Source organism: Nonomuraea sp. NPDC003201, assembly GCF_053590415.1.
On the sequence record NZ_JBSFTC010000143.1, the window covers coordinates 17,692 to 27,998 of the forward strand.

Here is a 10,307-nt window from a genome sequence, read left to right on the forward strand (position 1 = left end):
GGCTAGTGGCTCCCTGCCCGCCACGCCGACGCGATAGCCTGTTCGCGTCGCAACGGAATATCATTCGGTTTCATCGGGAGCCCGGCATGCGCATCGGTATGGCACTCAACTACTCGGGCGGCTTCAAGGAGACGGTGGCCGAGCTGGCCGACTACGAGAAGGCCGGGCTCGACATCGTCTTCGTGGCCGAGGCCTACAGCTTCGACGCCGTCAGCCAGATGGGGTACATCGCGGCCAGGACCGAACGGCTGGAGATCGCCTCCGGCATCCTGCCGATCTACTCCCGCACGCCGACGCTGCTGGCCATGACGGCCGCGGGCCTGGACTTCGTCTCCGACGGGCGCTTCACGCTCGGCCTCGGCGCGTCGGGGCCGCAGGTGATCGAGGGCTTCCACGGGGTGCCGTACACGGCGCCGCTCGGGCGTACCAGGGAGGTCATCGAGATCTGCCGCCAGGTGTGGCGGCGCGAGCGCCTGGTGCACGAGGGCAAGCACTACACGCTGCCGCTCCCGCCCGGCCAGGGCACGGGCCTGGGCAAGGCGCTGAAGCTCATCAACCACCCGGTACGGCCCCGCATCCCGATCGTGATCGCCGCCATCGGGCCCAAGAACGTCGAGCTCGCCGCCGAGCTGGCCGAGGGCTGGGAGCCGATCTTCTACGTGCCCGAGAAGGCCGCCGACGTGTGGGGCCGGTCGCTGGCCGCCGGCAAGGAGAAGCGCGACCCCGAGCTGGGCGAGCTGGACGTGATCGCGCAGGCGTCCCTGGCGATCGGCGACGACGTGGCCGGGCTGCTGGAGTTCGGGCGGCCGATGGCGGCCCTCTACATCGGCGGCATGGGCGCCAAGGGCCGCAACTTCTACAACGACCTGGCCAGGCGCTACGGCTACGAGAAGGAGGCCGAGCGGATCCAGGACCTCTACCTCGAGGGCAAGAAGGACGAGGCGGCCGCCCTGGTGCCCGGCGAGCTGCTGGAGAGCATGTCGCTGATCGGCAGCGAGGGGTTCGTGCGCGACCGCGTCCAGGCGATGAAGGAGTCCGGGGTGACCACGCTGAACGTGGCGCCGCTCGGCAGGACGCACGAGGAGCGGGTGCGGCTGATTGAGCTGATCAAGGACATTGTGGGGTGAGTCACACCCTTTAGTGGAATACGTCCGTTTTAACGGGTGTTGTGGGAGCTCGTGAGGTTCTCCCTGGTGTTCGTGTGGCTCGTCGAGCGGCTGCACATCGATCTGTGCCGGTTGCACGGATCGCTCTGTCGCTGAACCGCGTCAGCCTCGATCACCCCTTCCTCACCTGGCATGCCCGCTCGCGCGGCGGGCCGGCATGCCCTTTCCCCGGGAGCTTCCCCCACCCATGAAGAGATTCTCCTTCTCCCTGCAACTGCTGGCCGGCCTCGCGGCCGGCATCGCGCTGGGCTTCGTCGCCAAGATCTGGGACGTGGCCTGGCTGGCCGAGACGCTGACCCGGATCGGGCAGATCTTCGTCCAGCTGCTCAAGCTCGCCGTGCCGCCCCTGGTCTTCACCGCCGTGCTGGTCAGCGTGGCCAACCTGCGCAACGTCAACGGCGCCGCCAGGCTCGCCTCCAAGACGCTGCTGTGGTTCCTCGTCACCGCGTTCGTCTCCGTGGCGCTCGCGATCGGCCTCGGCCTGCTCATCAACCCCGGCCAGGGCGTCACCCTCGACACCGCCGCCGCCAAGGCCGTGGACACCGAGGGCGCGGGCACCTGGCTCGACTTCGTCACCGGCATCCTGCCCACCAACATCGTCACCGCCTTCACCGAGGTGAAGGTCCTGCAGATCGTCTTCCTGGGGGTCGTGCTCGGCGCGGCGGCCCTGGCGGCCGGCGAGAAGGCCGAACCGTTCCTGAACCTCGCCCGCTCCGTCCTGGAGCTGGTCCAGAAGGCGCTGTGGTGGGTCATCCGCCTGGCTCCCCTCGGCACCGCGGGCCTGATCGGCAAGGCCGTGTCCACGTACGGGTGGGACCTGCTGGCGCCGCTGGCCAAGTTCAGCGCCGGGGTGTACATCGGCTGCTTCATCGTGCTGCTGGCCGTGTACCCGACGGTGCTGGCCGTGTGGGGCAAGGTCAACCCCGTCCAGTTCTTCCGCAACGCGTGGCCCGCGATCGAGCTGGCCTTCGTCTCCCGCTCGTCCGTTGGCACGCTGCCGCTGACGCAGCGGGTCACCGTCGAGCGCAACGGCGTGGACCGCGACTACGCCTCCTTCGCCGTGCCGTTCGGCGCCACCACCAAGATGGACGGGTGCGCCTCGGTCTACCCGGCGCTGGCCGCGATCTTCGTGGCCCAGGTGTTCGGCGTGCCCCTCGGGTTCGGCGACTACCTGCTGATCGCGTTCGTGTCGGTGGTCGGCTCGGCCGCCACGGCGGGCCTGACCGGCGCGACCGTCATGCTGACGCTCACGCTCAGCACGCTGGGACTGCCCCTTGAGGGCGTCGGCCTGCTGCTGGCCATCGACCCGATCCTCGACATGATCCGCACCGCCACCAACGTCGCGGGGCAGCTCGTCGTCCCCGTCCTGGTGGCGCGCTCGGAGGGCCGTCTGGACGAGGCCGTCTTCAACGCGCCGCCGCAGCCGCTGGACGTCGCCGCGCCGGTGGGGCGCGTGCCGCAGCCCGCGGCGGCCTGACCTCGCCGCATCCCGCCCCATCATCCCGCCCGGCGGGATGATGGGGCGGCAGTGTCTGCGGGGCCCTATGGTGGTCGGAAATCCTGATTTTCGAGTAATTGGCGGGGATATGTCCGACGCGACGCCGTCCTTGGTCGCTGACCGGTATCGGCTTGACGAGCGCATCAGCAGCGGGCCGATGGGTGAAGTGTGGCGAGGGTACGACACGCGGGCCGACTGGGTCGTGGCCGTGAAGGTGCTCGGCGCCCGGGTGGCGGGGGGCGCGACCCGGGAGGTGCTCAGGCAGCACGCCCAGGCCGTGGCCCGGGTCATCCATCCGAACGTGGCCATGGTGCTGGACGTCGGCGACCACGACGGGGCGCCGTTCCTGGTGATGGAGTTCCTCACCGGCCCCAGCCTGGGCGAGGAGCTGGCCGCGCGCGGCCCTCTGCCGATCGTCGAGGTGTGCGACCTCATCGGGCAGGCCGCGGCCGGGCTCGACGCCGCGCACCGGGCCGGGGTCATGCACGGGCATGTCGCCCCGCACAGCTTCCGGCTGGCCGGGAGCGGGGTGCTGAAGGTCGTCGGGTTCGGGATGGACGACCGGGTGCCGGGGGACCCGCGGTACGTGGCGCCCGAGCGGGCGGCGGGGCAGGAGGCCGCGGCCGCCGGGGACCTGTACGCGCTGGGGTGCGTCTGCTACGAGCTCCTGTGCGGCCGCCCGCCCTTCGGCGACGAGGAGCGGGACGATTCCGGCGGCGCTTCGGGGCGGGGTGCGGCCGCTCCGCCGAGCGCGTCGAGGGCCGAGGTGTCCGCGGAGCTGGATCGGCTCGTGCTGGCCATGATCGCCGAGGATCCCGCGCACCGGCCCGGCAGCGGTGAGGCGATCCGGCGGGCGCTGGCCGCCATCGCGCGACCGCGCGCCAACCCGGCCGCACCGCCCATGCCGCCCGGGCCTGGGCAGGCTCCCCCCGGGCCGCCTCTCCCTGGGGCGACCCACCCCGGGTCGCTCCACCCTGGGGCGACTCCCGCCGGGTCGCCTCCGCCCGGGGCGGCCATGCCCGTGACGGGCGTTTCCTTCCGGGACGGCGGCAGGCCGGGCGGGACGTTCGGGGGCGACGGATCGACCGAGGTCTTCCAGGCCCCCGGGCACGGCGGGCCTCCTCCGAGGGCCGGTGACACCGCCGTCTACCAGGCGGGCGACCTCGAGCCCGCCCCGGCCTCGAACCGCAAGCTCATCCTCCAGCTCGGCGCCGCCGTGGTGGTCATCGCGGTGGTGACCGTCGTCATGGTGATGTGGGCGGGCGCGAGGAAGGAGGAGCCGCTGACGGCCTCCACCCCGACCGCCGAACCGACCACGCTGCCGAGCACGCTGCCGACCACGCTCCTCCCCGAGGAGCCCACGCCGGACGCCACGCCCGGCCTGGTGAGCACCCTGGGACCGACCTCGCTGCGCGAGACGGTCCAGCCCAAGGCCACCCTGGGCGAGGCGATCCCGCCGGGCGGCTGGCGCAAGTGGCTGTCGGAGTTCGACAAGGCGCTGATGGCCCAGCAGGCCATGGGCGCGATCGACCCCAAGGTCGCCGGCAAGGCCCGCGACAAGATCAGGAAGGCCGCCAGGAAGTTCGAGGAGGGCCGCATCGACTCGGGGATCGACCAGATCGCCGGCGTCTACCACGACCTGAGGCGGGCGCAGGAGAAGGGCGACATGGGCGGGGCCGGGCCGGCGGCTCAGGTTCTGAACGACTGGCGGCTGCCCGACGACTAGGAGCTCCAGGCAGGCTCGGCCAGGTGGCGGGCGATAGTGACGCCAGGGGCGGAACACGTACATTGGCGCCATGAGCGTCGACTACGTGGCCCGCCGGGCCCGCCTCGCCGGGTTGCTGCCCGCCCGTGAGGTGACCGCCCTGCTCGTCACCTCGCCCGTGAACGTCCGCTACCTCACCGGGCTGGTCAGCTCGAACGCCGCCGTCCTGGTCAGGGCCGACGGCACGGCGCTGCTGGCGACCGACAACCGCTACATCGAGGTGGCCCGGACGCTGGACGTGCCGTCGGTCGAGGCGTACGACGTGGAGAGCGCGCTGGTGGAGCCGGGGGCCGGGATCGAGGCGGCGTGGATGAGCGTGGCCACGTACCGGCGCCTGGGCGAGGGGCTGGTGCCGCTGGAGCCGGTGGTGGAGCTGCTGCGGGCGGTGAAGGACGAGGGCGAGCTGGAGCTCCTCCGTACGGCCTGCGAGATCACCGACCAGGCATTTGCCGATATTTCGGGGAAAATCGTCCCGGGGATCACCGAGCGCGACCTCGCCCGCCTGCTCGACAACCGCATGACCGAGCTGGGCGCCGACAAGCCCGCGTTCGACACGATCGTGGCCGCCGGCGAGAACGGCGCGATCCCGCACCACGCCCCCTCCGGCAGGGAGTTGCGCGCCGGCGACCTGGTCACGATCGACTTCGGCGCCCGCTACCAGGGTTACCACGCCGACATGACCAGGACGGTCTGCCTGGGCCCGCCGACGGACTGGCAGCGCGAGATCTACGCCCTGGTCGCCGAGGCGCAGCGGGCCGGCAGGCACGCGCTCGCGCCGGGCGCGGGGGCCAGGGAGGTGGACGCGGCGGCCCGTACCGTCATCGAGGACGCGGGGTACGGGAGCCGCTTCCGGCACGGGCTGGGACACGGAGTCGGCCTGGAGATCCACGAGGAGCCGTTCCTCGGCCCCTCGCGGACCGGTAGACTAGAGGATCGAGTTCCGATCACCGTCGAGCCTGGGGTCTATCTCCCGGGCCGGGGCGGGGTTCGCATCGAGGACACCCTGGTGACACGTGAGGGCGGGCCGGAACTTTTCACGAAGACGACCAAGGAGCTGCTCGTCCTTTAGAGCGGCCGCACGCGGGAGAAGAACGAGTGGCGACGACCAACGACCTCAAGAACGGCATGGTGCTGAAGCTCGAGGGCGGTGAGCTCTGGGCCGTGGTCGAGTTCCAGCACGTCAAGCCGGGCAAGGGTGGCGCGTTCGTGCGCACCAAGCTCAAGAACGTCCTCTCCGGCAAGGTCGTCGACAAGACCTTCAACGCCGGCGTGAAGGTCGACGTGGCCAACGTCGACAAGCGCGAGATGCAGTACTCCTACAAGGACGGCGACGACTTCGTGTTCATGGACACCGAGACCTATGACATGGTCAACGTGCCCAACAACACCGTCGGCACGGCCGCCAACTACATGCTGGAGAACACTCTGGCCACGGTCGCGTTCAACGAGGGCTCGGCCCTCTACGTCGACCTGCCCGCCGCGGTCGAGCTGACCATCGCCAACACCGAGCCCGGCCTGCAGGGCGACCGCTCCACCGGCGGCACCAAGCCCGCCACGCTGGAGACCGGCGCCGAGATCAAGGTGCCGCTGTTCATCACCACCGGCGAGAAGGTCAAGGTCGACACCCGCAGCGGCGAATACCTCGGCCGGGCCTGAGGTGTCGGCACGCGGCAAAGCACGCCGGCGGGCGCTTGACATCCTCTTCGAGGCCGAGCTGCGCAGCGAGGATCCGCTGAAGATCCTCGCCGAACGCGTGGAGCGGCAGGAGCCCCCGGTGAACGAATACACCTCGACCATCGTCGAGGGCGTCGCCAGACACCACGCGCGCATCGACGAGCTGATCACCACCTACGCCGAGGGCTGGACCCTCGACCGGATGCCCGCCGTCGACCGCAACCTGCTGCGCGGGGGCACGTACGAGCTGCTCTGGATTCCCGGCGTGCCCGAGGGCGTGGTGATCAGCGAGTGGGTGCACCTGGCGGGTGAGCTGTCCACGGACGAGTCGCCGCAGTTCGTGAACGGGCTGCTGGCCCGCTTCAAGCAGCTCAAGCCAAGCCTCACCCTTTAGACACCGTCAAAAGGCCGAGTTCGGGGTACGTTCCAAAGCAACAAGGCGTACCTTTCCAAAGCAACAAGGCGTACCTTCCAACCGAAGACACAACACGACGCCTGCCCGCACGGCTCGCCGAGACGAGGGCCGTGCGTCGTCACACGGCCGGGCGCCTATGCGCGCAAGCCTGACGTGTGGCCAGGGGGCGTGCGGACAAGTGGCGCGTCACCAGCCGCGACGCGCCCCTTGCCGCTCGCCCGGCGGTGCGTATCGTGTGGGCATGGTGACCGAGGACGACGTACGCCGGCTCGCCTTGGCGCTGCCCGGGACCGTCGAGAAGACCATGTACGGCACGCCCGCCTTCTACGTCCGCGGCAAGTGGTTCGCCCGGGTGCGTGAGGAGGGCGACGTGCTGGTGCTGCCGGTGGGCTCCGTGGAGGAGAAGGCGGGGCTGATCGCGGCCGAACCGGCCGCGTTCTTCACGACCCCGCACTACGACGGGTCCGCCGCCGTGCTGGTGCGGCTCGGGGTCGTCGAGGCCGAGGAGATGGGCGAACTGCTGACCGACGCGTGGCGGCTGCGGGCGCCCAAGCGGCCGACCGCCGGCTCCGACACCTGACCCCACAACCTGACCCCACGACCTGACCCCACGACCTGACCCCGCGTCCTGACCTCGCCACCTGACCCCGCCGCTCGGACGTCGACGGCGATCACCGACGGCGATCACCGACGGCGATCACCGAACGCGACGCGCCCGGGGCGGCGTGCGCGACCCGGAGCGGGCGGTGCCGGTGACGGCGAGCGGGGGACCGGCGCACGGCGTAGGCTGGGGCCCGACCGCGGAGAAGCGCAGTTCAAGATGTGCGTGATCGCGAGGGCCCGGAGCGCGGGCCGTCGCGAGGGGAGAGGGAGGCGAGCCGACGTTGCGTGCTGAAGGCGTCACGAGGACCCCGGCGGTGCGGACCGCCGTCGTCTGGGACGCGTTGCGGTCCGCGCTGGCCGAACGGACGGCGGCGACCGGCCGGGAGGGGCTCGACATCGTCGATGCCGGGGGCGGCACCGGCGGGTTCGCCGTGCCGCTGGCGGCGCTGGGCCACGCCGTGACCGTCGTGGATCCGAGCCCCGACTCGCTGGCCGCGCTCGAGCGCCGCGCCAAGGAGAAGGGCGTGCGCGTGCGGTCCCTGCAGGGCGACGCCGCCGACCTGGGCGAGCTGCTCAGCCGCGACAGCGCCGATCTGGTGCTCTGCCACAGCGTGCTCGAATACGTCGAAGACCCGATCAGCGCGCTGACCGCCGTCGCGGGCGTGCTGCGCAGGGGCGGCGCGGTGAGCGTGCTGACCGCCAACCCCGTCGGCAGCGCCATCCACCGGGCGCTCGCGGGCCAGTTCGACGAGGCGCGGGCCGTGCTCGACGACCCGCGGGGCACCTGGGGCGACCGCGACCCCACCCCGAGGCGCTTCGACGCCGAGACGCTCTCCGAGCTGCTGGCCGCGACCGGGTTCGCCGTCGGCGCCGTCCACGGCGTGCGGGTCTTCGCCGACCTGGTCCCGAGCAGGCTCGTCGACGGGGAGCCCGGCGCCGCCGAGGCGCTCGTCGCCCTCGAGCAGGTCGCCGCCACCCACCCCGTGCTGCGCGACATCGCTACTCAGCTGCACGTGCTCGCGCACAGGTCGTGAGGCGCCGGCACTGGGTATAGAACGCATGTTCGGATAGAATCGGCGGCGTGTCTCGCAAGCAGATCACCGGCATCGGCCCCGCTCCACGCACCGGGGCCGACGACAGCGGCTGCCCGATCCTGCACGTCGACATGGACGCCTTCTTCGCCAGCGTCGAGCTGCTCGAGCGTCCCGAGCTGCGCGGCCGCCCGGTGATCGTGGGCTCGCCCGCGGGGCGCGGCGTCGTGCTCAGCGCCACGTACGAGGCCAGGGCCCACGGCGTGCACTCCGCCATGCCGATGAGCAGGGCGCGCCGGCTCTGCCCGCAGGCCACGATCATCCCGCCCAGCCACGGCAAATACTCCGAGGTCTCCAAGGGCGTCATGGAGATCTTCCACACGATCACCCCGATGGTCGAGCCCATCGCGTCCGACGAGGCGTTCCTCGACGTCGGCGGCGCCAGGCGCCGGCTCGGCCCGCCCGCCGTCATCGCCGCCATGATCAGGGAGCAGGTCCTCGACCGCTACGGCATCACGTGCTCGGTCGGCGTGGCGAGCAGCAAGTTCGTGGCGAAGCTGGCCAGCAAGCAGTGCAAGCCCGACGGGCTGCTGGTGGTGCCCGCCGACCAGGTCGTCGACTTCCTCCACCCGCTGCCGGTCTCGGCGCTGTGGGGCGTCGGCGAGCGCACCGAGCAGTCTCTCGTACGCCTGGGCATCCGCACGGTCGGCGACCTGGCCAGGGTGCCGCCCGCCACCCTCCAGCGCGAGCTCGGACAGGCCGTGGGCGGCCACCTGGCGGCGCTGGCCTGGGGCCGTGACGAGCGGGCGGTGAGCGCCCACGTGCCCGACAAGAGCATCGGCAACGAGGAGACGTTCGCGGCCGACGTGGACGATCCAGAGGTGATCAAGCGGGAGTTGCTGCGTCTTTCCGAGCGGGTGGCCGCCAGGATGCGTAAGGGCGGACACGTGGGAAGGACTGTAAGTGTGAAGCTCCGCCGCGCTGATTTCACGACGATCAACCGCTCGCGCACACTGCGCGAGGCGACCGACGTGGCCCAGGTGATCTATGCCACAGCCTGCGAGCTGTTCGAGGCGGCGGGCCTCCAGCGCGTGCGGCTGCGCCTGGTCGGCGTCAGGATGGAAAACCTGCGCCCCGCGGGCGAGGCCACCCACCAACTCGGCATCGGAGAGCGGGAGACCGGCTGGCGCGAGGCCGAACAGGCCATGGACAAGGCGATCCGGCGATTCGGTCCCGATGCGGTGCTCCCAGCATCGCTCGTACGTGGCAAGCTTGATGATGTAGAGACATGACGCAGATGTCCGGATTTTTATGGGGCATCGGTGTCGCGATTTTGGGGGAAGGGGGGCGAGATGGGCCACAATGGAGCCATGACGACACCTCCGGTTTGGTCTGCGTTGGACGTTTGCTTTCGCCTACGTCTACAGCCTCGTATTCTGGGGATAACCGACCGCGAGGTTCGGACACCCCGTGTCGTCCGTTGCCGTCTTCCCCGTCCTGGGGCTGTCCTTGGGAGGCGCCGTGCCGCTCTCTGAGCACGAGCAGCGCTTGCTCGACCAGATCGAGCAGGCCCTCTACGCCGAGGACCCGAAGTGGGCCAACACCGTAAGGATCAGTGACCCGCGCAGCCATTACAAGCGTCGTCTGATCAAGGCCTCCATCGGCTTTGCTCTCGGCGTCGTCATCATGATGGTCGGCGTGGTGATGAGTGGCAGTGCCCTGATCCCTCTCGGCGTCGGCGGTTTCGTGGTCATGCTCGCCGCGTGTCTGTGGGGCCTGTCCAGTTGGAAACGCATGAACGGGTTCGGTGACTCCGCGCCCGCCTCGGGCTCGGCCCCTCCTCCGGGCAAGCAGGCCCGTCGGCCGCGCCGGGGGACGTTCATGGAGCGCATGGAAGAGCGCTGGCGCCGCCGCAACGATGAGCGCTGACCGCTGACCTGCGGAGCCGCCCGGACACGCGTCCGGGCGGCCCTCGTGTGGGAGGCGGCCCTTCCGGGTCCCGTCGTGCGCTCGTCTGCCGAGGCGTCGACGTTTCCCGTTCCTGAAAAACGCTCTCCGCCCAGGCGTCGATGTTTCCCGCTCCCGAAAAACGCTCGTCCGCCCAGGCACAACCGGCGGCCGCCCGTCCTCTGCCCCCAAGGTGAGCCCGGGCCAG

11 protein-coding genes are annotated in these 10,307 nt (G+C 70.9%); all 11 read left to right on the plus strand.

All coding sequences use genetic code 11. The annotated features are described in order from the left end of the window. Positions 1–86 precede the first annotated feature (86 nt). The 11 genes from ACWDX9_RS36415 to ACWDX9_RS36465 all read left to right on the plus strand — a co-directional run bounded on the left by ACWDX9_RS36415 (position 87) and on the right by ACWDX9_RS36465 (position 10,081). On the plus strand, positions 87–1,127 hold the full coding sequence (locus tag ACWDX9_RS36415) for an LLM class F420-dependent oxidoreductase (protein ID WP_449962245.1): 1,041 nt from the start codon (positions 87–89) through the stop codon (positions 1,125–1,127). A 72-nt stretch (positions 1,128–1,199) separates the two neighbouring features. After that, on the plus strand, positions 1,200–1,262 hold the full coding sequence (locus tag ACWDX9_RS36420; RefSeq protein ID WP_350729229.1) for a putative leader peptide: 63 nt from the start codon (positions 1,200–1,202) through the stop codon (positions 1,260–1,262). A 91-nt stretch (positions 1,263–1,353) separates the two neighbouring features. Then, positions 1,354–2,643, plus strand: coding sequence for a dicarboxylate/amino acid:cation symporter (locus ACWDX9_RS36425; protein WP_355191708.1), 1,290 nt, complete (start codon positions 1,354–1,356; stop codon positions 2,641–2,643). A gap of 109 nt (positions 2,644–2,752) precedes the next feature. Further along, positions 2,753–4,390: a serine/threonine-protein kinase gene (locus ACWDX9_RS36430; RefSeq protein ID WP_449962249.1), complete on the plus strand. Its 1,638-nt coding sequence runs from the start codon at positions 2,753–2,755 to the stop codon at positions 4,388–4,390. A gap of 70 nt (positions 4,391–4,460) precedes the next feature. Then, the gene (locus tag ACWDX9_RS36435) at positions 4,461–5,498 is read left to right on the plus strand and encodes a M24 family metallopeptidase (protein ID WP_449962252.1); all 1,038 of its coding nucleotides are present in this window, start codon (positions 4,461–4,463) and stop codon (positions 5,496–5,498) included. A gap of 26 nt (positions 5,499–5,524) precedes the next feature. Next, entirely contained in the window at positions 5,525–6,085 is a 561-nt protein-coding gene (efp, locus tag ACWDX9_RS36440) for an elongation factor P (RefSeq protein ID WP_449962254.1), read from the plus strand. Position 6,086: 1 nt separating this feature from the next. Further along, complete coding sequence (gene nusB / locus ACWDX9_RS36445; RefSeq protein WP_449962257.1) at positions 6,087–6,497, plus strand: transcription antitermination factor NusB; 411 nt, start codon at positions 6,087–6,089, stop codon at positions 6,495–6,497. Positions 6,498–6,759: 262 nt separating this feature from the next. Then, the gene (locus tag ACWDX9_RS36450; RefSeq protein WP_449962260.1) at positions 6,760–7,098 is read left to right on the plus strand and encodes an MmcQ/YjbR family DNA-binding protein; all 339 of its coding nucleotides are present in this window, start codon (positions 6,760–6,762) and stop codon (positions 7,096–7,098) included. Between the two features lie 337 nt (positions 7,099–7,435). Further along, on the plus strand, positions 7,436–8,155 hold the full coding sequence (locus ACWDX9_RS36455) for a methyltransferase domain-containing protein (RefSeq protein WP_449962263.1): 720 nt from the start codon (positions 7,436–7,438) through the stop codon (positions 8,153–8,155). A gap of 47 nt (positions 8,156–8,202) precedes the next feature. Then, on the plus strand, positions 8,203–9,444 hold the full coding sequence (gene dinB, locus ACWDX9_RS36460; RefSeq protein WP_350729150.1) for a DNA polymerase IV: 1,242 nt from the start codon (positions 8,203–8,205) through the stop codon (positions 9,442–9,444). A 229-nt stretch (positions 9,445–9,673) separates the two neighbouring features. Further along, entirely contained in the window at positions 9,674–10,081 is a 408-nt protein-coding gene (locus tag ACWDX9_RS36465) for a DUF3040 domain-containing protein (protein WP_350729151.1), read from the plus strand. The last annotated feature ends 226 nt before the right edge of the window (positions 10,082–10,307 follow it).

Excerpts from the sequence above, each read along its gene's own strand:
- ACWDX9_RS36415 (WP_449962245.1), top strand. The coding sequence starts at position 87 with ATGCGCATCGGTATGGCACTCAACTACTCGGGCGGCTTCAAGGAGACG.
- ACWDX9_RS36430 (WP_449962249.1), top strand. The coding sequence starts at position 2,753 with ATGTCCGACGCGACGCCGTCCTTGGTCGCTGACCGGTATCGGCTTGAC.
- ACWDX9_RS36450 (WP_449962260.1), top strand. The coding sequence starts at position 6,760 with ATGGTGACCGAGGACGACGTACGCCGGCTCGCCTTGGCGCTGCCCGGG.
- ACWDX9_RS36425 (WP_355191708.1), top strand. The coding sequence starts at position 1,354 with ATGAAGAGATTCTCCTTCTCCCTGCAACTGCTGGCCGGCCTCGCGGCC.
- ACWDX9_RS36435 (WP_449962252.1), top strand. The coding sequence starts at position 4,461 with ATGAGCGTCGACTACGTGGCCCGCCGGGCCCGCCTCGCCGGGTTGCTG.